The organism is Streptomyces diastatochromogenes (assembly GCF_002242805.1).
Taxonomy (GTDB): Bacteria; Actinomycetota; Actinomycetes; order Streptomycetales; family Streptomycetaceae; genus Streptomyces; species Streptomyces diastatochromogenes.
Map to the genome: position 1 here is coordinate 204,434 of NZ_MCGQ01000020.1, position 24,279 is coordinate 228,712.

The 24,279-nt window shown below is 71.5% G+C and carries 21 protein-coding genes and 1 tRNA gene; 7 read left to right on the forward strand and 15 right to left on the reverse strand.

What is annotated here, in order from left to right:
* Window positions 1-33 precede the first annotated feature (33 nt).
* Window positions 34-3,537: a thiol reductant ABC exporter subunit CydD gene (cydD, locus tag BEK98_RS23925; RefSeq protein WP_094218896.1), complete on the forward strand. Its 3,504-nt coding sequence runs from the start codon at window positions 34-36 to the stop codon at window positions 3,535-3,537.
* A gap of 81 nt (window positions 3,538-3,618) precedes the next feature.
* On the opposite strand, the gene BEK98_RS23930 is transcribed toward cydD, so the two are convergent.
* The 6 genes from BEK98_RS23930 to BEK98_RS23960 form a co-directional block, all read right to left on the reverse strand.
* Entirely contained in the window at window positions 3,619-4,506 is an 888-nt protein-coding gene (locus BEK98_RS23930) for an HAD hydrolase family protein (RefSeq protein ID WP_208643205.1), read from the reverse strand.
* Between the two features lie 84 nt (window positions 4,507-4,590).
* A complete protein-coding gene (locus tag BEK98_RS23935; protein WP_094218705.1) occupies window positions 4,591-5,493 on the reverse strand; it encodes an LLM class flavin-dependent oxidoreductase in 903 nt (300 codons plus the stop codon).
* 43 nt (window positions 5,494-5,536) lie between these two features.
* Window positions 5,537-6,076, reverse strand: a complete 540-nt coding sequence (locus BEK98_RS23940; RefSeq protein ID WP_094218706.1) for an RNA 2'-phosphotransferase — start codon at window positions 6,074-6,076, stop codon at window positions 5,537-5,539.
* A 121-nt stretch (window positions 6,077-6,197) separates the two neighbouring features.
* Complete coding sequence (locus BEK98_RS23945; protein WP_094218707.1) at window positions 6,198-7,145, reverse strand: MerR family transcriptional regulator; 948 nt, start codon at window positions 7,143-7,145, stop codon at window positions 6,198-6,200.
* Between the two features lie 157 nt (window positions 7,146-7,302).
* Complete coding sequence (locus BEK98_RS23955; protein WP_094218708.1) at window positions 7,303-9,054, reverse strand: SDR family oxidoreductase; 1,752 nt, start codon at window positions 9,052-9,054, stop codon at window positions 7,303-7,305.
* An 11-nt stretch (window positions 9,055-9,065) separates the two neighbouring features.
* Window positions 9,066-9,908, reverse strand: a complete 843-nt coding sequence (locus tag BEK98_RS23960; protein ID WP_094218709.1) for a M24 family metallopeptidase — start codon at window positions 9,906-9,908, stop codon at window positions 9,066-9,068.
* A gap of 249 nt (window positions 9,909-10,157) precedes the next feature.
* On the opposite strand from BEK98_RS23960, the gene BEK98_RS23965 reads away from it, so the two are divergent.
* The 6 genes from BEK98_RS23965 (at window position 10,158) to BEK98_RS23990 (ending at window position 14,312) form a co-directional block, all read left to right on the forward strand.
* Window positions 10,158-11,120, forward strand: a complete 963-nt coding sequence (locus BEK98_RS23965; RefSeq protein ID WP_094218897.1) for an ABC transporter ATP-binding protein — start codon at window positions 10,158-10,160, stop codon at window positions 11,118-11,120.
* On the forward strand, window positions 11,110-12,027 hold the full coding sequence (locus BEK98_RS23970; protein ID WP_094218710.1) for a hypothetical protein: 918 nt from the start codon (window positions 11,110-11,112) through the stop codon (window positions 12,025-12,027). The genes BEK98_RS23965 and BEK98_RS23970 overlap by 11 nt, the downstream gene beginning before the upstream one ends.
* On the forward strand, window positions 12,024-12,935 hold the full coding sequence (locus BEK98_RS23975; protein WP_094218711.1) for an ABC transporter ATP-binding protein: 912 nt from the start codon (window positions 12,024-12,026) through the stop codon (window positions 12,933-12,935). The genes BEK98_RS23970 and BEK98_RS23975 overlap by 4 nt, the downstream gene beginning before the upstream one ends.
* A gap of 10 nt (window positions 12,936-12,945) precedes the next feature.
* Window positions 12,946-13,665, forward strand: coding sequence for an ABC transporter permease subunit (locus BEK98_RS23980; protein ID WP_094218712.1), 720 nt, complete (start codon window positions 12,946-12,948; stop codon window positions 13,663-13,665).
* A 78-nt stretch (window positions 13,666-13,743) separates the two neighbouring features.
* Window positions 13,744-13,986, forward strand: a complete 243-nt coding sequence (locus tag BEK98_RS23985) for an SGM_3592 family protein (protein ID WP_094218713.1) — start codon at window positions 13,744-13,746, stop codon at window positions 13,984-13,986.
* 241 nt (window positions 13,987-14,227) lie between these two features.
* Window positions 14,228-14,312: transfer RNA gene (locus tag BEK98_RS23990), tRNA-Ser, on the forward strand.
* Between the two features lie 40 nt (window positions 14,313-14,352).
* Here the strand turns inward: BEK98_RS23990 and BEK98_RS23995 are convergent.
* The 9 genes from BEK98_RS23995 to BEK98_RS24035 form a co-directional block, all read right to left on the reverse strand.
* Entirely contained in the window at window positions 14,353-15,156 is an 804-nt protein-coding gene (locus BEK98_RS23995) for an HAD family hydrolase (protein WP_094218714.1), read from the reverse strand.
* The gene (gene serS / locus BEK98_RS24000) at window positions 15,153-16,430 is read right to left on the reverse strand and encodes a serine--tRNA ligase (protein ID WP_094218715.1); all 1,278 of its coding nucleotides are present in this window, start codon (window positions 16,428-16,430) and stop codon (window positions 15,153-15,155) included. Before serS ends, BEK98_RS23995 begins: the two co-directional genes overlap by 4 nt.
* Before the next feature lie 553 nt (window positions 16,431-16,983).
* Window positions 16,984-17,916 (reverse strand): prephenate dehydratase, encoded by a 933-nt coding sequence (gene pheA / locus BEK98_RS24005; protein WP_094218716.1) that lies wholly within the window; start codon window positions 17,914-17,916, stop codon window positions 16,984-16,986.
* Window positions 17,917-17,997: 81 nt separating this feature from the next.
* The gene (gene efeB / locus BEK98_RS24010) at window positions 17,998-19,281 is read right to left on the reverse strand and encodes an iron uptake transporter deferrochelatase/peroxidase subunit (protein WP_094218717.1); all 1,284 of its coding nucleotides are present in this window, start codon (window positions 19,279-19,281) and stop codon (window positions 17,998-18,000) included.
* An 8-nt stretch (window positions 19,282-19,289) separates the two neighbouring features.
* Window positions 19,290-21,203, reverse strand: a complete 1,914-nt coding sequence (locus BEK98_RS24015) for a copper resistance CopC/CopD family protein (RefSeq protein WP_094218718.1) — start codon at window positions 21,201-21,203, stop codon at window positions 19,290-19,292.
* Window positions 21,204-21,216: 13 nt separating this feature from the next.
* On the reverse strand, window positions 21,217-21,672 hold the full coding sequence (locus BEK98_RS24020) for a copper chaperone PCu(A)C (protein WP_094218719.1): 456 nt from the start codon (window positions 21,670-21,672) through the stop codon (window positions 21,217-21,219).
* Entirely contained in the window at window positions 21,669-22,322 is a 654-nt protein-coding gene (locus tag BEK98_RS24025) for an SCO family protein (RefSeq protein WP_094218720.1), read from the reverse strand. The genes BEK98_RS24020 and BEK98_RS24025 overlap by 4 nt, the downstream gene beginning before the upstream one ends.
* Before the next feature lie 90 nt (window positions 22,323-22,412).
* Complete coding sequence (locus BEK98_RS24030; RefSeq protein WP_094218721.1) at window positions 22,413-23,147, reverse strand: YcnI family copper-binding membrane protein; 735 nt, start codon at window positions 23,145-23,147, stop codon at window positions 22,413-22,415.
* A 176-nt stretch (window positions 23,148-23,323) separates the two neighbouring features.
* Complete coding sequence (locus BEK98_RS24035; RefSeq protein ID WP_167444245.1) at window positions 23,324-24,151, reverse strand: hypothetical protein; 828 nt, start codon at window positions 24,149-24,151, stop codon at window positions 23,324-23,326.
* Window positions 24,152-24,279 lie beyond the last annotated feature (128 nt).

Consider the following 24,279-nt stretch of genomic DNA (forward strand, 5'->3'; position numbering starts at 1 on the left):
AACACGCCCTCTGGGCCGAAGGGCATGTTTCACGTGAAACCAATCGATCCACGCCTTCTGCACTACGCCCGCGCCACCCGTCTCTTCCTGGTGGCGGTCGTCGCCCTCGGCGCCCTCGGGGCCGGACTCGTCATCGCCCAGGCGATGCTCATCGCCGAAGTGGTGGTCGGTGCTTTCCAGCACGGGCAGTCGGTCGCTGAACTGCGCACTCCCCTGCTGCTGTTGGCGGCCGTGGCCGTGGGACGATCGGTTGTCGCGTGGCTCACCGAACTCGCGGCACACCGGGCGAACGCGGCCGTGAAGTCGGAGCTGCGGGGGCGGCTGCTGGAGCGCGCCGCTCTGCTGGGCCCCGGGTGGCTGAGCGGGCAGCGGACCGGCTCGCTGGTCACCCTGGCCACCCGTGGGGTCGACGCCCTCGACGACTACTTCTCGCGCTATCTCCCCCAGCTGGGACTCGCGGTGGTCGTCCCGGTGGCCGTGCTGGCGCGGATCGTCACCGAGGACTGGGTATCGGCGGCGATCATCGTCGGCACCCTGCCGCTGATCCCCCTGTTCATGATGCTGATCGGCTGGGCCACCCAGTCCCGGATGGACCGTCAGTGGAGCCTGCTGTCCCGGCTGTCGGGCCACTTCCTGGACGTGGTCGCCGGGTTGCCCACGCTGAAGGTGTTCGGCCGGGCGAAGGCGCAGGCCGAGTCCATCCGCCGGATCACCGGCGAGTACCGCCAGGCCACCCTGCGGACCCTGCGGATCGCGTTCCTCTCCTCGTTCGCGCTGGAGCTGCTGGCCACGCTGTCGGTCGCGCTGGTCGCCGTGACGATCGGCATGCGTCTGGTGCACGGCGACATGGACCTGTACATCGGCCTGGTCATCCTGGTGCTGGCGCCCGAGGCGTATCTTCCGCTGCGCCAGGTGGGAGCGCAGTACCACGCGGCGGCGGAGGGACTGGCCGCCGCGGAGGAGATCTTCGCCGTGCTGGAGACGCCGGTACCGGCGTCCGGCACCGCGGTGGTGCCCGAGGGTCCGGTGGCCTTCGACGGGGTGACGGTCCGCTATCCGGGGCGGTCGGCGGATGCCGTGACCGACGTGTCGTTCACCGTCGAGCCCGGCGAGACGCTGGCGCTGGTCGGACCGAGCGGCGCGGGCAAGTCGACGCTGCTGAATGTGCTGATGGGGTTCGTACGGCCCGCCGAGGGCCGGGTGCGGGTCGGGGGAGCCGATCTCGCGGACGTCGACCTCGAGGAGTGGCGGTCGCGCATCGCGTGGGTACCGCAGCGGCCGCACCTGTACGTCGGGACCATCACCGAGAACGTCCGCCTGGCCCGGCCCGACGCGGACGACACCGCGGTACGCCGGGCGCTGCGGGACGCGGGCGCGCTGGAGTTCGTGGACGCGCTGCCCGAGGGGGCCGACACGGTGCTCGGCGAGGACGGGGCCGGGCTGTCCGCGGGGCAGCGGCAGCGGCTCGCGCTGGCCCGGGCCTTCCTCGCCGACCGGCCCGTGCTGTTGCTGGACGAGCCGACCGCGGCGCTGGACGGGGCTACCGAGGCGGATGTTGTGGCGGCGGTGCGGCGGCTTGCGGTGGGGCGCACGGTGCTGCTCGTTGTGCATCGGCCGGCGCTTCTTGCGGTGGCCGACCGGGTGGTGCGGCTGGAGGGGGCGGAACCGATGGCGGCCCGGAGCGGCAGCCGGCCTCCCAGGGCGCTCACGGACGCCCGCCTCAGCCCACCCGCCACCGGACTCGGTCACCTGGTAGGTGGCCCGACAGAGCAGCCCCCGACGCGATATCGGAGTGCGCTTGCCCGGGTCCGGGGCCTGGCCGGTCCCCGGCGTGGACGGCTTCTGCTCGCTCTGCTGCTCGGGAGCCTGGCGCTCGGTAGTGCCGTCGGGCTGATGGCCACCTCCGGATGGCTGATCTCGCGGGCCTCGCAGCAGCCGCCGGTGCTGTATCTGATGGTGGCGGTGACGGCGACGCGGGCCTTCGGGATCGGGCGGGCCGTCTTCCGGTACGCCGAGCGGCTGGTGTCGCACGACGCCGTGCTGCGGATGCTGGCCGACACCCGGGTCGCCGTCTACCGGCGGCTGGAGCGGCTGGCGCCCGCGGGGCTGCGTACGGCCCGCCGCGGCGATCTGCTCTCCCGGCTGGTCGCCGACGTCGACGCGCTCCAGGACTACTGGCTGCGCTGGCTGCTGCCCGCCGGCGTCGCGGTCGCCGTCTCCACCGCCTCGGTCGCCTTCACGGCCTGGCTGCTGCCCGAGGCCGGAGCCGCCCTCGCGGCGGGGCTCCTCGCGGCCGGTGTCGGTGTCCCCCTGGTCACCGCGGCCGCGGCCCGGCGGACCGAGCGGCGGCTGGCGCCCGCCCGCGGAGTGCTCGCGACCCGGGTGACCGACCTGCTCACCGGCACCGCCGAGCTGACCGTCGCCGGCGCGCTGCCGGCCCGTACCACCGCTGCCCGGCAGGCCGACGGCACGCTCACCCGGATCGCCTCGCGCGCCGCCGCCGTCACCGCACTCGGTGACGGCCTCACCGCGCTGATCTCCGGCCTGACCGTCACCGCCTCCGCCCTGCTCGGCGCCCAGGCGGTGGCCGCCGGCCGGCTCGGTGGCGTGGCGATGGCCGTGGTGGTCCTCACCCCGCTGGCCGCCTTCGAGGCCGTACTGGGGCTGCCGCTCGCCGTGCGCTACCGGCAGCGGGTGCGCCGGAGCGCGGAGCGCGTGTACGAGGTACTGGACGCCCCGGAGCCCGTACGCGAGCCGGAGCAGCCCCGGCAGGCGCCCGCCTCACCCTTCCCGGTCGTGGTCAGGGGCCTGGGCGCCCGGCACGCGGGGCAGCACCAGGACGCGCTCGCCGGACTCGACCTCACGCTGGAGCAGGGCCGCCGGATCGCCGTGGTCGGTCCTTCCGGCTCCGGTAAGACGACCCTCGCCCAGGTGCTTCTGCGGTTCCTCGACCCGCAGGAGGGCTCGTACACGCTCGCCGGTGTGGACGCGTACGCGCTGGCCGGTGACGACGTACGGCGGCTGGTCGGGCTGTGCGCGCAGGACGCGCACCTCTTCGACAGCAGCGTGCGCGAGAACCTGCTGCTCGCGAAGAAGGACGCCACCGAGGCCGACCTGCGCGACGCGCTGGCCCGGGCCCGGCTGCTGGACTGGGTGGACGGGCTGCCCGACGGGCTGGACACGTTCGTCGGCGAGCACGGGGCGCGGCTGTCCGGCGGGCAGCGGCAGCGCCTCGCGCTGGCCCGCGCGCTCCTCGCCGACTTCCCGGTCCTCGTCCTGGACGAGCCCGCCGAGCACCTGGACCTGCCGACGGCGGACGCGCTCACCGCGGATCTGCTGGCCGCCACAGAGGGCCGTACGACCCTGCTGATCACCCACCGGCTGGCCGGGCTCGACGCGGTCGACGAGGTGGTCGTGCTCGACGCGGGCCGGGTGGTGCAGCGGGGGCGGTACGCGGAGCTGGCCGCCGTGGACGGGCCGCTGCGGGACCTGGTGCTGCGGGAGGCGGCGGCGGAGGAGCTGGCGGGAGCGCGGTGACGGGCGTACGGGTGCCTCGCCCGAGTGTCCGCGACAGAACGTGAGGCGCCCTGCCGGCGGCCCTCTGCCGGCGGGGCGGGGTCAGACGCGTTCGGCGATCATCCGTTCGATCACGACCGCCACGCCGTCCTCGTTGTTGGCGACCGTACGGCCTGAGGCGGCGGCGATGACGTCCGGGTGGGCGTTGCCCATCGCGTACGACTGGCCGGCCCAGGTCAGCATCTCGACGTCGTTGGGCATGTCCCCGAAGGCGACGACCTCCTCGGGCGTGATGCCGCGCTCGGCGCAGCACAGGGCGAGCGTGCTGGCCTTGGAGACGCTCGGGCCACTGAGTTCCAGCAGGGCGCTGGGGCTGGAGCGGGTGACGTTGGCGCGGTCGCCGACCGCGAGCCGGGCGAGGGTGAGGAAGGCGTCCGGGTCGAGGTCGGGGTGGTAGGCCAGGATCTTGAGCACGGGCTGGTCGGCGTCCGGGCCGTCGGCCGCGAGGAGAGCCTCGGCGGGCAGGAGGTTGTCCGGTATCTCCATGTGCAGCTTGGGATAGGCCGGTTCCTGGTGGAAGCCGTACGTCTGCTCGACCGCGAACACCGTGCCGGGTGCGGCGGAGCGCAGCAGCCGTACGGCGTCCAGCGCGTTCTCCCGGGCCAGTTCGCGCACCTTCACGAAGCGGTGGGCGCCGGGGCCGCCGTGCAGGTCGACCACGGCGGCGCCGTTGCCGCAGATCGCCAGGCCGTGACCGTGGACGTGCTCGCTGACGACGTCCATCCAGCGGGCCGGGCGGCCGGTGACGAAGAAGACCTCGATGCCCGCGGCCTCGGCGGCGGCCAGCGCCGCGACCGTCCTCGGGGAGACCGACTTGTCGTCGCGCAGGAGAGTGCCGTCGAGGTCGGTGGCGATCAGCCGCGGCGGTAGAGCGGCGGCCGGGGTCCCGGGCTGTCTGGTCGCTGAGGTCACCGGGCCATTCTCACGCATATGCCAGCACGCCCGTGCGGAAGTCCGCACAGATGAGTCCACTGACACATCGCACATGGCCGACGGACGACGTCTGTCACCCGGTCAGGCGAGCTGGGCGGGCGCCTCCATGGCGATCCGCTCGAAGACCTTCTCGTCCGCGGCGAAGTCCGAGTCCGGGATGGGCCAGTGGATCACGATCTCGGTGAAGCCCAGCTCCTGGTGGCGCCCGGCGAAGTCCACGAAGGCGTCCAGGGATTCGAGCGGCCGGCCGCGGTCCGGGGTGAAGCCGGTGAGCAGGACCTTCTCCAGCCCGGTCACGTCCCGTCCGATCGACGCGCAGGTCTCGGACAGCTTCTCCAGCTGTCCGCGCAGCGCCTCGACCGACTGGTCCGGCGTGCCGCTCTCGTACAGCTTCGGGTCGCCCGTGGTCACCCACGCCTGTCCGTACCGCGCGGCGAGCTTGAGTCCGCGCGGGCCGGTGGCCGCCACCGCGAAGGGCAGCCGGGGCCGCTGCACACAGCCGGGGATGTTGCGCGCCTCGTGCGCCGAGTAGAACCGGCCCTCGTACGTCACCGCGTCCTCGGTGAGCAGCCGGTCGAGCAGCGGCACGAACTCGGCGAACCGGTCGGCGCGCTCGCGCGGCGTCCACGGCTCCTGGCCGAGGGCCGTCGCGTCGAAGCCGGTGCCGCCGGCGCCGACGCCCAGGGTGATGCGGCCGCCGGAGATGTCGTCCAGGGAGATCAGCTCCTTGGCGAGGGTCACCGGGTGCCGGAAGTTCGGCGAGGTGACCAGCGTGCCGAGGCGGAGCCGGTCGGTGGCGGCCGCGGCGGCGGTCAGCGTCGGTACGGCGCCGAACCACGGGCCGTCGCGGAAGCTGCGCCAGGACAGGTGGTCGTAGGTGTACGCGGTGTGGAAGCCGAGCTGCTCGGCCCGCACCCAGGCCGAACGGCCGCCCTCGTTCCAGCGGCGGTACGGCAGGATCACGGTGCTCAGACGCAGACTCATGCGTCCGAGGGTACGGGGGGCCACCGACAATGGCCGAAATCGATCAAGAGAACCGCAGGTAGCGGGGTGGTACCGCCTGGGTGAGCCACACTCCGTTCGCGCTGACGTGGAAGACGTGGCCGTCGCGGTGCATGGCGCCGGCGTCCACGGCGATCACGACGGGGCGGCCGCGGCGGGCGCCGACCCGGGTCGCGGTCTCGCGGTCGGCCGAGAGATGGACGTCGTGCCTGCTCATGGGCCGGAGGCCCTCGGCGCGGATCGCGTCCAGGTTGCGCGCCACGGTGCCGTGGTAGAGGTACGGCGGCGGGGTGGCCGGGGGCAGGCCGAGGTCGACCTCGATGGTGTGGCCCTGGCTGGCACGGATCCTCGTGCCCTCGATCGCGAAGCGCTGCTTGTCGTTGGCGGCCACCACGTGGTCCAGCTCCTCGCGTGTGAGGCGGAACCCGTGTGCGGCGGCCGCGGCGATCAGGGTGTCGATCTCGACCCAGCCGCCCGGGTCGAGCGTGAGGCCGATGCGCTCGGGCTGGTGGCGGAGGTGTTTCGAGAGGTACTTCGACACCTTCACGGTGCGTCTTTCTTCCATGCCTCCAGGGTGCTGGAGAGACGCGGATCACGCAGGTTGTTTTCGCTCCCGGGTTTGATCCACAAGCAAGTGCAGTTATCCACAGGCGAATTGGAGAGGCTGTGGACAAGTGGCGGGCGTTTTAGGTGGATTCGCCAACTTCGCTGGGTGATCGTGTCCGTGAGGCCAGGTCGTCCAAAGTTCTTGCCCTGACCTCTCGTTCGGCAGCCAGCGCGATGAATGTTGACGTGTGTGCGCGGCCAACGAGGCGTTCCACAGCGTTGATCGTCTCTGCGGGGAGGTCGACGGAACGGGTCCGAGCGGGTGGCTCCGGTGAATCCTCGGCGCCGAGGCGTGTGCGCAGGTGCTGGACCGCGAACGCGCGCATGGCCCGTGCCAGTTCGGCGTCCACCGTCTGCTGGGCCAGCGGGCGGAGGCGGCGCACCAGTGAGGCCGCTTCTGCCGCGTGGGCGTCCGTGCGGTGGGTGGGGTCGTCGAGGTAGCGGGCGAAGACGTACTCGGTGGTGAACTCCAGGAAACGGGCGGCTATGTGCTCCATCTGGCCCCTCAACTCCCTGAGGTGGCCCGAGATCGCGGAGAGCGGAACCCCGGCGGCATGCAACTCGGCTGCGACGGACAGCTCTTGGGGGCTCGGCACGAGGAAGGTGTCGGGGTCGTCGGCCAGCGGTTCCAGTACGCCTAGTTCGACGGCCTCGGTTACGGCGTCCTCGTCGGGGGTGCCGCCGAAGCGGGCGTTCAGCTCGGTGCGGGTGATGCGGGTCGGTTCCTCGTCGGTCCATGGGCCCTCCACCTCGGTGACCAGGCCCAGGACACCGCCCAGGCCGCGGCCGGTGTCCCAGGCGTCCAGGAGTTCCCTGATCGAGGCGAGGGTGTAGCCGCGGGCGAGAAGGTGGGTGATCTGGTGGAGGCGGGTGAGGTGGGCGTCGGAGTAGAGGTTGGCGCGGCCCTGGCGCTCGGGGCGGGGGAGGAGGCCTTTGTCCTGGTAGGCGCGGATGGTTCTTACGGTGGTGTGGGTGTGGTGGGCCAGGTCTTCGATGCGGTAGGTCTTTGGGGCCGGGGGTTCGGTCATGTGGGGTTCCTCGGCTGGTGGCCGGAGTGGGGGCTGGGCGGGGGTGGGCTTCGCTTGCCCGCGCCGGCGGGGTGCCGCTGCGCCCACCCGTGCCGCCCCAGCGGCACGATTGCCCGCAGCTACGGCGGTGCGGGTGCCCGCAGCTGACTACTCCCGCTCACAGCTTCGGCTCCACCCGGGCAATCCCCCGCAACACCCCCGGCATGAACCGCGACAGGAGATGCGCGCCCCGTGCCTCGGGTGTCACCGGTACCACCGCCCTGTTGTGGGTCACCGCGTCCAGGACCGCCTTGGCGACCTTCTCCGGTGGGTAGTTGCGGAGGCCGTACAGGCGGGCCGAGTGTTTCTGGCGGCGGCGTTCCTCGGCCTCGTCGACGCCGGTGAAGCGGGCCGTGGAGGTGATGTTGGTGTTGACGATGCCAGGGCAGATCGCCGTGACGCCGATGTCCTGCGCGGCGAGTTCGGCGCGCAGGCACTCGGAGAGCATCAGGACCGCCGCCTTGGAGGTGCTGTAGGCGGGCAGCGCCCGGGAGGGCTGGAAGGCGGCCGCCGAGGCGATGTTGACGATGTGGCCGCCCTGGCCGCGCTCGGCCATGCGGGCGCCGAAGAGGCGGCAGCCGTGGATCACACCCCAGAGGTTGACGTCCAGGACCCTGCGCCAGTCGTCGGTCGTGGTGGTGAAGAAGGAGCCGGACAGGCCGATCCCCGCGTTGTTGACCAGCACGTCCAGGACGCCGTACGCGCGGTGCACCTTCTCGGCGAGCTTCTCCATGGCCTGCTCGTCGGAGACGTCCGCCGTCTCCGCCCACGCCTCGGGGGCGCCGACCAGCCGGGACAGCTCGGCGGTGCGGGCGGCGGCCTCGGCGTCGCGGTCGACGGCCACCACGCGCGCGCCCGCCTCCGCGAAGGCGAACGCCGTGGCCCGGCCGATGCCGCTGCCCGCTCCGGTGACCAGCACCAACTGCCCGCCGAACCGGTCCGCGTGGCGGCCGGTGGCCTTGGGCTGCGGCCGGCCTCCCTCGACGCTCGTCACGAACTCCTCGATCCAGGCGGCCACCTGGTCGGGACGCGTGCGCGGGATCCAGTGCTTGGCGGGGAGCGTGCGCCGGGTCAGTTGCGGCACCCACTGCTCCAGGTCGTCGTACAGGCGCTCCGACAGGAACGCGTCCCCCAGGGGCGTGATGAGCTGCACGGGCGCGTGCGCGTACGCGTCCGGGCGGGGCCTGAGCAGCCGGGCGCGGACGTTGTCCCGGTACAGCCAGGCGCCGTGCGCCGCGTCGGAGGGGAGGGACGGGGTCGGGTAGTCGCCGCCGGGGACCTTCTCGGTCCGCTGGAGGATCTTCGGCCAGCGTTTGCCGAGCGGGCCGCGCCAGGCCAGTTCCGGCAGGGCGGGGGTGTGCAGCAGGTAGACGTACCAGGATTTGGCGCCCTGCCCGAGAAGCTGGCCCACCCGGCGGGGCGTGGGACGCTTCACGCGCGCGTTGATCCAGTGCCCGAAGTGGTCCAGAGAGGGGCCGGACATCGACGTGAAGGAGGCGATACGGCCCTCCGTGCGGCCCACCGTGACGAACTCCCAGGACTGCACCGAGCCCCAGTCGTGGCCGACCAGGTGCACCGGGCGGTCCGGGCTCACCGCGTCCACGACCGCCAGGAAGTCGTCCGTGAGCTTGGTCAGGGTGAAGCCGCCGCGCAGCGGCTGCGGTGCCGTGGAGCGGCCGTGGCCCCGCACGTCGTACAGGACGACGTGGAAGCGGTCGGCGAGGCGGACGGCGACCTCCGACCAGACCTCCTTGCTGTCCGGGTAGCCGTGCACCAGCACCACCGTCGGCTGCTGCGGGTCACCCAGCTCGGCCACGCACAGCTCGACCCCGCCGGTGTGCACCCGGCGCTCACGCGCACCCTTCGGCATCGAAGGTGTCGTCACTTCGCCTCCGCCCAGCGCCGCACGTGCGGCAGATCGTCGTCCAGCCAGAACGCGCTCTGCTCGGGGTCCCGGGAGTCGGTGACCACCAGGATCTCCTCGAACTTCGCGCCCGTACCCCGGAAGCCGAGGTGGGGTTCGACCGCCCACAGGCCCGGCTGCGGCGGGTGGTCGGAGAAGCGGTACGGCGACCACAGGGGCGACCAGCCCTCGCGGTGGCCGTGCAGGGCGTCGGCGGCCAGACCCTTCAGGGACTGGGTGCCGAACCCGAACAGATGGGGCGACCAGCGGCGCTGCTTCACCCGGTCCACCTTGTGGGCGATCACGCCGAACGGGTACGCCCGGTGCCGGTTGGCGTAGCCCTGGCGGACCATCAGGCGGTCCACGTCCTCGTATATCTCGCGCAGCGGCCGCCGCTCGCGCACCTCGCGCAGGATCAGCTCGCGGTGCGCCTCCAGGTCGGCCATCAGCCGGTCCTGCACGGGGTTGACGCCCAGTGAGCCCGAGTAGCCGATGTCGGCCGTGTATCCCTCGTAGACCGGGGCCATGTCCAGGATGAACGGCATCCCGGGCGCCAGAGCGCGGTCGGTCGGGAAGAACTGCAGCGGGATGCGGAAGTTCACGAACGCGGTGCGGTCACCGAACCAGGCGAAGGGCAGGTGGAACCAGTCGCGCACCCCCCGCTCGCGCAGCCACTCGCGCTGCATCCGGGCCGCCTCACGCTCGGTCACCCCTGGTTCGAGGCGTGCCGCGACCGCCTCCGCGCACTCGTAGGCGAGGCGCTGCACCCGCCTGAACCCCTGCAACTCCACGGGGAGTTCGCTGCTCACTGCCGTCGTCATGCCGCCCCGTCCCGTCGTGCCGTCGACTGCGGTACGCGTCCGTAACTTGACACTGGTGAATGTGACAGTTGTTAGAGGTGGCGTCAATAGGCGGGATCAAGGCCTGTGGACAACGCTCCGTGAGCGGCTGTGGATAACTCTCGGGCAGGGGGATCCCTTAGGGCCCCGTAATACTCGAGTCTGACGCCAAGACGGCTCTGAGGTCTGACGACTGGCGTGGCCTGGATCACTACGGTCGAAGACGTGACTGTGATCGCGACCGAAAGCCTGAGCAAGCGGTTCCCCCGGGTGACCGCGCTCGACCGGCTGTCCGTGGAGATCGGACCCGGTGTGACCGGACTCGTCGGAGCCAACGGCGCCGGCAAGTCCACCCTGATCAAGATCCTGCTGGGTCTGTCCCCCGCCACGGAGGGCCGCGCCGAGGTGCTCGGCCTCGACGTGGCCACCAAAGGCGCCGCCATCCGTGAGCGCGTGGGCTACATGCCGGAGCACGACTGCCTGCCGCCCGACGTCTCGGCCACCGAGTTCGTCGTCCACATGGCACGCATGTCCGGCCTGCCGCCCACCGCCGCGCGCGAGCGCACCGCGGACACCCTGCGCCATGTCGGCCTGTACGAGGAGCGCTACCGCCCCATCGGCGGCTACTCCACCGGCATGAAGCAGCGCGTGAAGCTTGCCCAGGCCCTGGTGCACGACCCGCAGCTGGTCTTCCTGGACGAGCCGACCAACGGCCTCGACCCGGTCGGCCGCGACGAGATGCTCGGCCTGATCCGCCGCATCCACACCGACTTCGGCATCTCGGTCCTGGTCACCTCCCACCTGCTGGGCGAACTCGAGCGCACCTGCGACCACGTCGTCGTGGTCGACGGCGGCAAGCTGCTGCGCTCCAGCTCCACCACCGACTTCACACAGACCACGACGACCCTCGCGATCGAGGTCACCGACAGCGACGAACACCCCGACGGCACCCGCGCGGTCCGCGAGGCGCTCCACGCGCGCGGAGTGGACACCCACGACAGCAGCGGCCTCCCGGGCGCCGGGCACATCCTGCTGCTCACCGCGCAGGGCGAGGAGACGTACGACCTGGTGCGCGACATCGTCGCCGACCTGGGCCTCGGCCTGGTGCGCATGGAGCAGCGCCGGCACCACATCTCGGAGGTCTTCACGAGCGAGGCAGAAGAGCGGAAGGAGGCGGCCGTCCATGGCAGTTGAGCAGCCCGTGCGGACCCCCGTCGCACCGTCGGGTGACCAGACCCGCATCCACAACATCGGCTACCGCACCTACGACGGCCCCCGACTCGGCCGCACCTACGCCACCCGCTCGCTCTACTCGCAGTCCCTGCGCGGCGCGTACGGCCTCGGCCGGTCGGTCAAGTCCAAGGTGCTGCCGATGCTGCTGTTCGTGGTGATGTGCGTGCCCGCGGCCATCATGGTCGCGGTCGCCGTCGCCACCAAGGCGAAGGACCTGCCCGTCGACTACACGCGCTACGCGATCCTCATGCAGGCCGTCATCAGCCTGTACGTCGCCTCGCAGGCGCCCCAGTCCGTCTCGCGCGACCTGCGCTTCAAGACCGTGCCGCTGTACTTCTCGCGGCCGATCGAGACCGCCGACTACGTGCGGGCGAAGTACGCGGCGCTGGCCTCCGCGCTGTTCGTCCTCACCGCGGCCCCGCTGCTCGTGCTCTACATCGGCGCGCTGCTGGCCAAGCTCGACTTCGCCGACCAGACCAAGGGATTCGCACAGGGACTCGTCTCCGTGACACTGCTCTCGTTGCTCTTCGCCGGTATCGGCCTGGTCATCGCCTCGGTGACCCCGCGGCGCGGCTTCGGCATCGCGGCCGTCATCGCCGTCATGACGATCTCCTACGGCGCCGTCTCCACGCTCCAGGCCATCGCCGAGGCGCAGAACAGCACCGGCGCCATCCCCTGGATCGGCCTCTTCTCGCCCGTCACCCTCATCGACGGAGTGCAGTCCGCGTTCCTGGGCGCGACCTCGGCGTTCCCCGGAGCGGTCGGACCCACGAACGGGGAGGGCGTGGTCTACGTTCTCGTCGTCCTGGGCCTCATCGCCGCCAGCTACGGCCTCCTGCTGCGCCGCTACCGGAAGGTGGGACTGTGACCACGCTCTCCATCGACCACGTCTCCCGCTGGTTCGGCAACGTGGTCGCCGTCAACGACATCACGATGACCATCGGCCCCGGCGTCACCGGCCTGCTCGGCCCGAACGGCGCCGGAAAGTCCACCCTCATCAACATGATGGGCGGCTTCCTGGCCCCCTCCACCGGCACCGTCACCCTCGACGGGCAGCCGGTGTGGCGCAACGAGGCCATCTACAAGCACATCGGCATCGTCCCCGAGCGCGAGGCGATGTACGACTTCCTCACCGGACGTGAGTTCGTCGTCGCCAACGCCGAGCTGCACGGACTGGGCGCGAAGGCCGCCCAGCGGGCCCTGGCCACGGTTGAGATGGAGTACGCGCAGGACCGCAAGATCTCGACGTACTCCAAGGGCATGCGCCAGCGCGTGAAGATGGCGAGCGCCCTGGTGCACGACCCGTCGCTGCTCCTGCTGGACGAGCCCTTCAACGGCATGGACCCGCGCCAGCGGATGCAGCTCATGGAGCTGCTGCGGCGCATGGGCGACGAGGGCCGCACGGTGCTGTTCTCGTCCCACATCCTCGAAGAGGTCGAGCAGCTCGCCCGGCACATCGAGGTCGTCGTCGCCGGGCGGCACGCGGCCAGCGGCGACTTCCGCAAGATCCGCCGCCTGATGACCGACCGCCCGCACCGCTACCTGGTGCGCTCCAGCGACGACCGCGCCCTCGCGGCCGCGCTGATCGCCGACCCGTCGACGTCCGGCATCGAGGTCGACCACACCGAGGGCGCCCTGCGCATCCAGGCCGTCGACTTCGGCCGCTTCACCGCCCTGCTGCCGAAGGTCGCCCGCGACCACGGCATCCGGCTGCTCACGGTCTCGCCGTCCGACGAGTCCCTCGAGTCCGTGTTCTCGTACCTGGTCGCGGCGTAGGAGGCCGAATATGTACGACCCCACAGTCGCCCGGCTCACCTACCGGGCCCTGCTCGGCCGTCGCCGGGCTCTCATCCTGGGCGCCCTGCCACTTCTGCTGATCGCGATCTCCGTCGTCGTCCGCGGCCTCGCGGGCGCCGACGACCAGACAGCCTCTGACCTGCTGGGCGGGCTGGCACTCGCCACGATGGTGCCGATCATCGGCGTCATCGCGGGCACGGGTGCGATCGGCCCGGAGATCGACGACGGCTCCGTCGTCTACCTGCTGGCCAAGCCGGTGAAGCGCCCGACGATCATCTTCACCAAGCTGATCGTGGCGATCGCCGTGACGATGGTGTTCTCGGCCCTGCCGACGCTCATCGCGGGCTTCATCCTCAATGGCAACGGCCAGCAGATCGCCGTCGCCTACACGGTGGCCGCACTGGTCGCGTCGATCGCCTACGCGGCGATGTTCCTGCTGCTCGGCACGGTGTCCCGGCACGCGGTGGTGTTCGGTCTCGTCTACGCCCTCGTCTGGGAGGCCCTGTTCGGCTCCCTGGTGTCCGGCGCACGCACGCTGAGCGTCCAGCAGTGGTCGCTCGCCGTCGCCCACAAGGTGGCCGGCGGGGACCTGGTGACCTCGGACGTCGGACTGCCCACGGCGACGGTGCTGCTGGTCGTGGTCACCGTGCTCGCCACGTGGTACGCCGGCCAGAAGCTGCGGACGCTGACGCTCGCCGGCGAGGAGTGACCGGTCCCGATCTTGACGGGGGCTTCACCTCGGTCCGGGCACACTGGGCAAAGCGGATGTACGGCTAGGAGGCCGCAGATGGCAGAGGAGATCCCGCAGCACGAGGGACGAGGGCGGCCCGGCGGTGACGTCTGGGACGAGCTGGTCCTGGACGAGGCGTTCGTCGCGGCCGCCGAGACCTCCGAGCCGTCCGCCCGGGCCCGTATGCTCGCCGCCCGCTGGCGCGCCGAGGGACCGGAGCCGCAGCCGTGGCGGTCCGACGACCCGCCGGCGGGCTGGTTCTTCAGCAAGGCGCGTCGGCGCAGGTGGCGCCGCCGGTAATTCAGTGGCGGTCAACTCGGGGTGCGGGCACAGTGGTTGGTGTCCGCACCGCCGGGAAGCCCCGGCGCCACGTTCTGGGAGAGGAGCAGGGCGATGTCCATGCACGGCAGTACGTCCAGCTCCCGACAGGGCAGCCCGAGGCAGGCTCCGGAGTAATCGCTACCCCTCCGTGGAGCCGAGGGAGCTGCCCGGGGCGGCCGCTTCGAGCACGCGATGTGTCTCTCGCGTGGGCCGCCCACCCGGAGGATTGGCCGAGTGGTAAGGCACCGGCTTGCTAAGCCGTGGTCGGGGGAAACCCCGCGCACGTTCGATCCGTGCATCCTCCGCAGAAGAAGCTGAAAGCTCAGCGCAGAAGAGACCAAACGCTCAGCCCAGCAACCGCTCCAGCACCACCGCGATCCCGTCCTCCTCGTTGGAGGTCGTGATCTCGTCCGCCACTGCTCGCAGTTCGTCGTGGGCGTTGGCCATGGCCACGCCTCGGGACGCCCAGGCGAACATCGGGATGTCGTTGGGCATGTCGCCGAAGGCGATGGTGTCCGCGGCCTTCATGCCCAGGCGGCGGGCCGCCAGGGACAGGCCCGTGGCCTTGGACAGGCCGAGGGGGAGCAGCTCCACGATGTGCTCGCCGGCCATGGCGACCGTGACGAATCCGCCGGCCGCCCGGCGGGCCGCCTCCGTCAGCTCGTCGGCGCTCAGCGTCGGGTGCTGGATGTAGATCTTGTTCAGCGGGGCGGCCCAGAGGTCGGACGCGTCCGTGAAGGGGGTGGCGGGGAGGGCGCCCGTGACCGTGTACCCCGGCCCCACCAGCACCTCGCCGTCCAGCCCGTCCCGGCTCGCCGCCAGGTACAGCGGACCGACCTCGGCCTCGATCTTCGCCAGGGCCACGCCCGCCAGCTGCCGGTCCAGGGTCACGGACGTCAGCAGGCGGTGCGCCCCGGCGTCGTACACCTGCGCGCCCTGGGCGCAGACGGCGAGGCCGTCGTAGCCGAGGTCGTCGAGGATGTGCCGGGTCCAAGGGGCCGCGCGGCCGGTGACGACGATGTGCGCCGCGCCCGCCGCGGTGGCCGCGGCGAGCGCCTCACGGGTGCGCTGCGAGATCGACTCGTCGGAACGCAGGAGCGTTCCGTCGAGGTCGGTGGCGATGAGTCGGAACGGGAATCCGGCGCTCACTTGGCGACCGGCTCCAGGACCTCCCGGCCGCCGAGGTACGGACGCAGCACCTTGGGGACGTACACCGAGCCGTCGGCCTGCTGGTGGTTCTCCAGGATCGCCACGATCGTGCGCGGGACGGCGCACAGCGTGCCGTTGAGCGTGGCCAGCGGCTTGACCTGCTTGCCGTCACGGACGCGGATCTGCAGCCGGCGGGACTGGAACTCGGTGCAGTCCGAGGTCGAGGTCAGCTCGCGGTACTTGCCCTGGGTCGGGATCCACGCCTCGCAGTCGTACTTACGCGAGGCCGAGGAGCCGAGGTCGGCGGAGGCGACGTCGATCACCCGGAACGGCAGCTCCAGCGAGGTCAGCCACTGCTTCTCCCACTCCAGCAGGCGCTTGTGCTCCTGCTGCGAGTCCTCGGGAGCGACGTACGAGAACATCTCGACCTTGTCGAACTGGTGCACGCGGAAGATGCCTCGCGTGTCCTTGCCGTGCGAGCCGGCCTCGCGGCGGAAGCACGGGGAGAAGCCCGCGTAGCGCAGCGGCAGCCGGTCGGCGTCGATGATCTCGTCCATGTGGTACGCCGCGAGCGGGACCTCGGAGGTGCCGACCAGGTACAGGTCGTCCTTGTCGAGGTGGTAGACGTCCTGGGCCGCCTGACCGAGGAAGCCGGTGCCGGCCATGGACTGCGGGCGCACCAGCGCCGGGGTGAGCATCGGCGTGAAGCCGGCCTCGGTGGCCTGCGCGATCGCCGCGTTCACCAGGGCCAGCTCCAGCAGGGCGCCGACACCGGTGAGGAAGTAGAAGCGGGAGCCGGAGACCTTGGCGCCGCGCTCGACGTCGATCGCGCCGAGGATCTGGCCCAGCTCCAGGTGGTCCTTGGGATCGAAGCCCTCGGCACCGAAGTCGCGGATCGTGCCGTGCGTCTCCAGCGTGACGAAGTCCTCCTCGCCGCCGACGGGCACGTCGGGGTGGACGAGGTTGCCGAGCCGGAGCAGCAGCTGCTGGGTCTCGGCGTCGGCCGCGTCGCGCTCGGCGTCGGCCGCCTTGACGTCGGCCTTCAGCTGCTCGGCACGCGCCAGCAGCTCGGCCTTCTCCTCGGCGCCGGCCTTGGGGATCAGCTTGCCGAGCTGCTTCTGCTCGGCGCGCAGCTCGTCGAAGCGGACGCCGGAGGACCTGCGCCGCTCGTCGGCAGACAGGAGGGAGTCGACGAGCGCGACGTCCTCTCCACGGGCGCGCTGGGACGCGCGCACACGGTCGGGGTCCTCACGAAGCAGGCGAAGGTCAATCACGAGGCCAAGGCTACCGGTGTCGGCTCCCGCGTCACGACTCACTATTGCGACTCGCGCCTTACGTGCCGTTATGGGGCAATTGCGCAGAGTGTCGAGCGGCGTCAATAAAAGCCGTCTCATTCCCTGGGACGGGGCAGCCGGCCGATCCCTGGTTGACTGGATTCCCTTGTGGAGAGCGGCACTTGGCGGGGACGTTGTCCACAGGAATCCACACGCCGGGGAGAGTTATCCACAGGCTGTGCGGAAAGTCTGTGGACTTCGGAATTGATCACTCCGGAAGTTCCGGCCGGACTGAAGAATTCCCGGTTCAAACAGGGGTGACACCCACTTTCGGGTGGAAAGGGGTCGCTCCAAAAGATGAACCAAAGGAAACGAGTGGACGAAGGGTGACCTGCCGGACGGTGGCCGCATCTGGGACGTCCAGGGCGATTTGTCGACCAGATGGCACTGCCTTGTCGACTTGTCCCCAGGTCGAGAAGCGGACCTGTGGATAACTTCTGTGGATAACGAAGATATGCAGGTATGACTGGCCGGAAGCAGCCTGCGAGCGGTTCTAGAACCGGCCGTCCTGGCAGCGGGCCACCCAGTCGGCGGCCCCCACGAACTCCTCGTCCGAGGTCCCCGGCAGGGTGGCCCGGGCCTCGCCCGGCTTGATGTCCGCGCGCGGGTAGGAGCCGAGGAAACGAACCTGCAGGCAGATCCGCTTCAGCCCCATCAGCGCCTCGGCCACCCGCCGGTCGGAGATATGGCCCTCGGCGTCGATGCAGAAGCAGTAGTTGCCGATACCGGCGCCGGTCGGCCGGGACTGCAGCAGCATCAGGTTGATGCCGCGGGTGGCGAACTCGCCGAGCAGGTCGCGCAGGGCACCGGGGTGGTCGTCCCGCTGCCACAGCACCACCGAGGTCTTGTCGGCACCGCTCGGTGCGGCGGGCCGGGCCGGACGGCCGACCAGCACGAACCGGGTCTGCGCGTTCTCCGCGTCGTGGATCCCGGTCTCCAGGGCCGTGAGGCCGTACCGCGCGGCCGCGAACTCGCCCGCGAACGCGGCGTCGTACTGGCCCTCCTGGACCAGCCGCGCGGCGTCCGCGTTGGAGGCGGCCGACTCCCAGTGGACGTCCGGGAGGTTCTTCTTGAGCCAGTTGCGGACCTGCGGCTGGGCGGCCGGATGCGCGGAGACCGTCTTGATGTCGGACAGCTCGGTGCCCGGCCGGACCAGCAGCGCGAAGGTGATCGACAGCAGCACCTCGCGGTAGATCATCAGCGGCTCGCCCGCGACCAGCTCGTCCAGGGTGGTGGTGATGCCGCCCTCAACCGAGTTCTCGATCGGCACGAACGCGGCCTCGGCCTCGCCGGCCCGCACCGCGTCCAGCGCGGACTGCACCGAGACGTACGGGATCAGCTCGCGGGTGGCCGCCTCCGGAAGCGTGCGCAGGGCGACTTCGGTGAAGGTGCCTTCGGGACCGAGATACGCATAGCTCGCTGGCATGTCCTCACCCTAATGGGCGCTGACGAACGCGTCCCCCGTGTCTCATGGAAGCCACCCGACCGGGTGGTTTGGAACCCGGAATCACCCCTCCAGCAGCCGCTGCCCCACGTACTCTCCGTCGGCCGCGCCCCCGGGCACCGCGAACAGACCGCTCGACTCGTGCCGGATGTACTTCGACAGCGCGTCCCCGCGGTCGAGCTTGCGCTGCACCGGTACGAAGCCGCGCAGCGGGTCCGCCTGCCAGCACACGAACAGCAGCCCGGCGTCCGGCGTCCCGTCCGCGTCGATGCCGTCGTGGAAGGAGAACGGGCGCCGCAGCATGGCCGCGCCGCCGTTGCGGTCGGGCCGGGTGATCCGGGCATGGGCGTTGATCGGGACGACGTACTCGCCCTTGGCGTCGGCCTTGTCCAGGTCCATCGGGGTCGTCTCGGTGCCCCCGGACAGCGGCGCCCCGTCGGCCTTCCGCCGCCCGATGACCGCCTCCTGGGCCGTGAGCGACAGCTTCTCCCAGTCGTCGAGGAGCATCCGGATACGGCGTACGACGGCGTAGGAGCCGTTCGCCATCCACGCGGGTTCACCCGAGGCGGGCACGAAGATCCGCTGGTCGAAGTCGGCGTCGGCCGGCTTGGGGTTGCGGGTGCCGTCGATCTGGCCCATGAGGTTGCGGGCCGTCATGGGGCGGGCGGTGGCGCCAGGGGTGCGGTTGAAGCCGTTCATCTGCCAGCGGACCCGGGCCGCGCTGCCGGCGTCCTTCTGGATCGCGCGCAGCGCGTGAAAGGCGACCAGAGCGTCGTCGGCGCCGATCTGCACCCACAGGTCGCCGTCGCTGCGTGCCTTGTCGAGCTGGTCGGAGGAGAAGTCGGGCAGCGGGTCGAGGGCGCCGGGGCGCTGCTTCTCCAGACCGGTCCGCCCGAAGAAGCTGTGGCCGAAGCCGAAGGTGATCGTCAGCGCGGACGGGCCCGCGTCCCGGGCCACATCGGTGTCGTCGTGCGGCGCCGCCTCACCCGCCATGAGCCGCTCGGCCGTCGCCGACCAGCGGCGCAGCAGGGCCGCCGCCTCCTTGCGGCCCGCGCCCGCCGCCAGGTCGAAGGCGACGAGATGGCCGCGGGCCTGCAGTCCCTCGGTGATGCCGGGCTGATGTTTCCCGTGAAACATCGCCCGTTCGGAGCCCACCGAGGTCAGCGGAGTGGCCGGGGCGGGCGCGGCCGCGTATCCCGCGGCTCCGCCGGCCGCGCCGAGCACGAGCCCGGTGGCCCCGGCGGTGCCGATCAGCGCGCGCCGGGAGATGCCGTGGCCGCCGTCGGCAGCGGGCTTCCGCACGGCGGACTCGGGCGTGCGGGCCTGGGGAAGGGACTGGTCGGGCATGGTGGGGTTCAGCCGATCTGCGCGTTCTTGGAGACGGTCACCTGGTCGATGTCGGAGGTCCGCACGGTCACGGCGATCTTCCAGTCGCCCGCCATGGGGATCTGCACGCTGCTCGCCGTCCAGTGGCCGGTGGTGATGTGGTCGGGGGTCACCGGAAGCGGCCCGATCTTCTTCTCCGTGAGGGTGAAGGCGACCTTCACCTCGGGGATGTCGAAGGCGCGTCCGTTGGGCCGCTGGACGTAGACGTGCATCTCGTTGCCGCCCACGCGCGCGGGGTCGAGGTCGAGCCGCACGAGGCCCTTGCCGTCGGTGCCCCCGGTGTCGAAGGGCATGTCCAGGGTCAGCGCGCCGGACGAGGACGACGACGAGGAGGAGCTGGAGGACGACGAGGTGGCCGCCTTGGCCTCCTGCTCGGTGCGGCCCGGCTCGGTCTGGGTCAGCCAGGTGGTGACGGCGAGCAGTACGACCGCGACGCCCGCCTCGGCGAGCACCGAGCGGCGCAGACCGAAGCGGTTGGCGTCGGCGTCCCGCAGCCGCTTCTGCCGGGCGGCGTCCGCCACGGCCCGCTGCCGGGCGAGCTGGGCGGCGCGCTTGCCGTCACCGGAGGCGGCACCCTTGCCGGCGGTCTTGGACGCGGAGACGTGCTCCTTCTCGCGCTGCTTGGCCTTCTTGGCGGCGACCGTGTCCGTGATGTCGGTGAGCCGTCCCGTCCAGCGCCGCGAGATCCACGCGATGCCCACCAGCAGCGCCACCAGCCCGATCTTGACCAGCAGCAGCTGTCCGTACCGGGTCTCGGTGAACGCCGACCAGGAGCCGAGCTGACGCCAGGACTGGTAGGTGCCGGTCGCGACCAGGGTGAGGACGGAGCCGAACGCGAGGCGGGAGAACCGGTGGACGGCGGCGGCCTCGATCGGCGTGTCCGCGGGTGCCCGGTACAGGGCGACGAGCAGGGCGGTCAGGCCGCCCAGCCAGGCGGCGACGGCCAGCAGGTGGAGGACGTCGACGGGCATGGCGATGCCCGGCTGGAGCCCGGTGGAGGCGTGCTCGGCCATGGCCCAGCTCGCCGCGAGCCCGGCGGCCACGACCACCCCGCCGATCGCGAGCCCGAAGGTCAGGTCCCGCTTCTCCTCGGCCTCCTCGCGCCGGTTGTAGGCGCCGAAGAGGACGGCGATGAACAGCGCGGCGGCGGCGAGCAGCAGCAGCCGGGAGACCAGCGCGGCGCCGGCCTTGGTCTGCAGCACCTGGCCGAGCAGGTCGAGATCGAAGACGTCGCCGAACTTCCCGGAGGAGGTGTAGGAGCCGCGCAGGAGCAGCAGCCACAGGGTGGCCGCGGTGAGCGCGAGCCAGCCGCCGACCACGAGCCGCTGCAGGGCCCGTACGCCCGAGCCGCGCTGCCAGCAGGCCAGCACGAAGGCGGCGCCGCCCGCGAGCACGATGAAGCCGGCGTACGAGACGTACCGCCCGAACCCGTAGAGCCAGCCGACGACCCCGCCGCCCGCCGCGGTCCCGACGCCGGAGACGACGGTCTGCGAGGGCGCGCCGATGGAGAAGGTGTAGGCGCCGGAGACGGGGTGGCTGTCCGCCGAGACGACCTGGTAGGCGACCGTGTAGGTGCCCTTGGCGAGGCCGCTCTTGAGTTGCACGGCGTAGGTCGTGCCGCTCAGGTTGGTGGGCGAGCCGACCTCGACCTTCTTGCCCTTGGGGTCGAGGACCTGCAGCGAGTCGTCGTTCATGGCCACCTTCTCGGAGAAGGTGAGCGACACCTGGGTGGGCGCCTTGTCGACCACCACCCCCTGCGCGGGGTCGCTGCCGGTGAGCGCGGCATGCGCGGAGGCCGGTCCGGCGCCCGCGAGCAGCGCGCCGGTGACGGCGAGGAGCAGCAGCACCAGGGTCCGCAGGCGGGGGGCGATGGTCCGGGTCAAGGTGGTCCCTCCCTCAGTGGCCGGTCGACGGGTTGTACGTGGCGGACTCCACCGGCATCTCGACGGTGAGGGGCCCGGACTTGGCGAAGGTGAGCTTCAGGGTGACCTTCTGCCCCTGCTCCGGCTTGTGCTTCAGCTTCTCGAACATCAGATGGTTGCCGCCGCTTTTGAACACGAGTTGACCATGCGCCGGGACGGCGAAGGAGGTCTTCTCCTCCATGGACCCGCCGACGGTGCTGTGCATGGTGATCTGGCCGGCGACGTCGCTGGTGACCGAGGTCAGCTCGTCCTTCGTGCCGCCCTTGTTGGTGATCGTCAGGAACCCTGCGGCCATGTCGGCGGAGACCGGCTGGGGCATGTAGGACGCGCTCACGGACAGGTCGGCCTTCGAGGAGCCGGAGCCGGTGCCGCAGCCCGCGAGGGTGAGGGCGCCCGCCAGCGCGGCGGCGGTCAGAACGGCACGCCTCACGGCTTGGCTCCCTTGACGAGCTTCGGCAGGTCCTTGGTGTAGTCGTCGACCGTGGCGTCCTCGCCGTAGAGGACGTAACCCCCGTCGGTCTTCGGGGAGAACGCGATGACCTGGGTGCCGTGCACCGAGACGACCTTGCCGTTCTTGTCCTTCTTCGTCGGCTCGATGGAGATGCCGAGGGAGCGGGCGCCGGCCTGGATGGTGGAGAAGTCGCCGGTCAGGCCGATGAACTGGGGGTCGATGCCCTTGAGCCACTTGCCCAGCTCGGCGGGGGTGTCACGGTCGGGGTCGGTGGTGACGAAGACGACCCTGAGGTTGTCCTGCTCGGCCTTGGGCAGCGCCTGCTTGGCGACGGCGATGTTGCTCATCGTCGTCGGGCAGATGTCGGGGCAGTGCGTGTAACCGAAGTAGACCAGGGTCGGGTGGCCCTTGGTCTCGGCGCGCAGGTCGTACTTCTTGCCGTGCGTGTCGGTGAGGACCAGGTCCGGCTTCTCGAACGGCTGGTCGAGGATGGTCGCGGCCTTGCCCGAGTCGGTCTCCTCGGACACGACGGAGACGGGCGACTTGCCGTCGTCACCGCTGCCGCAGGCGGAGAGGGTCAGGGTGGCGGCGGCGAGCAGCGCGGCCGCGGCGAACGTCTTCTTGCGCATAGAGAAATGTCCCAGATGTGAGAACTCCGGCGCGCACCGGGGTCGTACGACAGCCTCGCACGACCCCTGGCGCACACGTGGAACGGTGGGTCAGGCGGTCCGGCGGCGGCCGGCGAGGACGCCGTAGGCCACGCCCGCGACACCGATGACGATGCCGACCACGCCGAGCACGCGCGCGGTGGTGTCGCTGCCGCTCTTCGCGTCCTCGTCGGCGGCGGCCGTCGTCTCGTTCTTGGCGTCGGTCTTGTCGGAGGCGTCCTCGGCGGTCGAGGTGCCGTGGTGGTCACCGGTGGCGGCGGCCAGCTCCAGCACCGGGGCCGGGTTCTCCGGCTCCTCCTGGCCGTCCTTCTGCACCTCGATCCAGCGCACGACCTCCTTGTTGGAGTACGTCTGGATGGCCTTGAACACGAGCTGGTCGGTGTCCTCGGGCAGGGCGCCGACCGAGAGCGGGAACTTCTGGAAGTAGCCGGGCTGGATGCCGTCGCCGTCAGCGGTCCAGGTGACCTTGGTGACGGCCTCGTCGATCTTCTCGCCGTGCATGGTCAGCGGCTTGGCCAGCTTGGACTTGGTGACCTCGATCTTCCAGCCCTGGATCGGCTCCGGCATCACGGAGGCCAGCGGGTGGTCGGCGGGGAAGTTCACCTCGACCTTGGTGGTCGAGGCCTTGTCGCGCTCGTTGGGGACCTTGAAGTCGACGACCGCGTAGCCGCCCTTGGCCGCGGTGCCCTCGGGCTGCACGCTGACGTGTGCGAAGGCGGGGGCGGAGACGGCGAGGACGGCCGTGCCCGCGACGGCGGTGGCGGCGGCGATACGAGAAGCCTTCATGGCAGGGAGCACTCCACTCCGAGTGAGTTCCGGTGGTGATCGGGAGTACGCGTGCGTGTGGCGGTACCACTCGGGGTGCCACGGGTCGATGTGCGCACGCGCGCGTGCCGCGCGACGGCGGCCGCTCCCGACCGGCTCTCCGTTTCCGGCTCCGGTGGTGTGGTGGTCGCGTCGCGTCAGGCGGCGAGGAGGAACGCGGCGGCGGGCGGGCCGCGCCGGATCACCGTGTGCTGGAGCGCGGTGGTGTGCGGGGCGGGCACCTCGTCCCGGGCGGTACGACGGCCCCGCGGGCCGGGCTCGGCCGCGGGCAGCAGCCCGGCCCACAGGGCGTGCGCCAGTGCGAGCGCCCCGCGCAGGGATCGTACGAGCGCCCCCTCCGCGACTCCGTGCGCCGACAGCTCGATCAGCCGCAGCACGGCCAGGTCGCCGCGGCGCAGCAGCCAGCCGGCGGCGACGGCCGCGAGGACGTGGCCGAGCAGCATCGGCAGGGAGGGCAGCAACGACACCGAGGAACCGGTGGTGTCGGCCATGTGGTGCATGGTCGGTGTGGCGCCCACGGCCCGGCCGGAGGAGTCGATGAGGTGCGCGTCGACCAGGAGCCGGTAGGCGTGCCCGGGGGTGAGCGCGGCGGGGCTGGACCCGCACACGAGCCGGGCGGCCCGCTCGACGAGCGCGCCGCTGCTCAGCGACCCGTCCGCCGAGCCCATCGACATCGCGCCGGTCGCCCCGTCCTGCCCCAGCCCGAACAGCGTGTGCAGCACGGTCTGGCCGAGTGCGAGGAGCGCGGCGATGCCGGGCAGCGAGCGCTGCCGCCCGGCGAGCGGTGCCACGAGCAGCAGGGAGCCCAGGAACCCCGCGCCGAGCGTCCACAGGGGAACGCGCGCGCAGGAGGCCAGTGTGTGCCCGGCCGCGGCCAGCGCGACACAGACCGCGGCGAACACCGCGGCCCGCAGGAACCGGAGCCCGGCTCCGGGGCGCGCCGTGCGCGGGTGGGGGGCAGTCATGGCGGCCTCATCATCGCACTGGCCTTACCCGCTCCCTACGGCAGGGCGCGGGATTCCGCCCCGGCGAAAGACCGGCGGGAAGATCACCGAAACGAATGGAAGATCATCCTCCGCCCGAGACCGTGCCC

What these genes read in the sequence shown, in the direction of transcription:
- BEK98_RS23930 (WP_208643205.1), bottom strand. Translation starts at nt 4,506, where the DNA reads ATGCGTGAGAATGGCCCGGTGACCTCAGCGACCAGACAGCCCGGGACC.
- BEK98_RS23935 (WP_094218705.1), bottom strand. Translation starts at nt 5,493, where the DNA reads ATGAGTCTGCGTCTGAGCACCGTGATCCTGCCGTACCGCCGCTGGAAC.
- BEK98_RS23940 (WP_094218706.1), bottom strand. Translation starts at nt 6,076, where the DNA reads ATGGAAGAAAGACGCACCGTGAAGGTGTCGAAGTACCTCTCGAAACAC.
- BEK98_RS23945 (WP_094218707.1), bottom strand. Translation starts at nt 7,145, where the DNA reads ATGACCGAACCCCCGGCCCCAAAGACCTACCGCATCGAAGACCTGGCC.
- BEK98_RS23955 (WP_094218708.1), bottom strand. Translation starts at nt 9,054, where the DNA reads ATGCCGAAGGGTGCGCGTGAGCGCCGGGTGCACACCGGCGGGGTCGAG.
- BEK98_RS23960 (WP_094218709.1), bottom strand. Translation starts at nt 9,908, where the DNA reads ATGACGACGGCAGTGAGCAGCGAACTCCCCGTGGAGTTGCAGGGGTTC.
- BEK98_RS23970 (WP_094218710.1), top strand. Translation starts at nt 11,110, where the DNA reads ATGGCAGTTGAGCAGCCCGTGCGGACCCCCGTCGCACCGTCGGGTGAC.
- BEK98_RS23980 (WP_094218712.1), top strand. Translation starts at nt 12,946, where the DNA reads ATGTACGACCCCACAGTCGCCCGGCTCACCTACCGGGCCCTGCTCGGC.
- BEK98_RS23985 (WP_094218713.1), top strand. Translation starts at nt 13,744, where the DNA reads ATGGCAGAGGAGATCCCGCAGCACGAGGGACGAGGGCGGCCCGGCGGT.
- pheA (WP_094218716.1), bottom strand. Translation starts at nt 17,916, where the DNA reads ATGCCAGCGAGCTATGCGTATCTCGGTCCCGAAGGCACCTTCACCGAA.
- efeB (WP_094218717.1), bottom strand. Translation starts at nt 19,281, where the DNA reads ATGCCCGACCAGTCCCTTCCCCAGGCCCGCACGCCCGAGTCCGCCGTG.
- BEK98_RS24025 (WP_094218720.1), bottom strand. Translation starts at nt 22,322, where the DNA reads ATGCGCAAGAAGACGTTCGCCGCGGCCGCGCTGCTCGCCGCCGCCACC.
- BEK98_RS24030 (WP_094218721.1), bottom strand. Translation starts at nt 23,147, where the DNA reads ATGAAGGCTTCTCGTATCGCCGCCGCCACCGCCGTCGCGGGCACGGCC.
- BEK98_RS24035 (WP_167444245.1), bottom strand. Translation starts at nt 24,151, where the DNA reads ATGACTGCCCCCCACCCGCGCACGGCGCGCCCCGGAGCCGGGCTCCGG.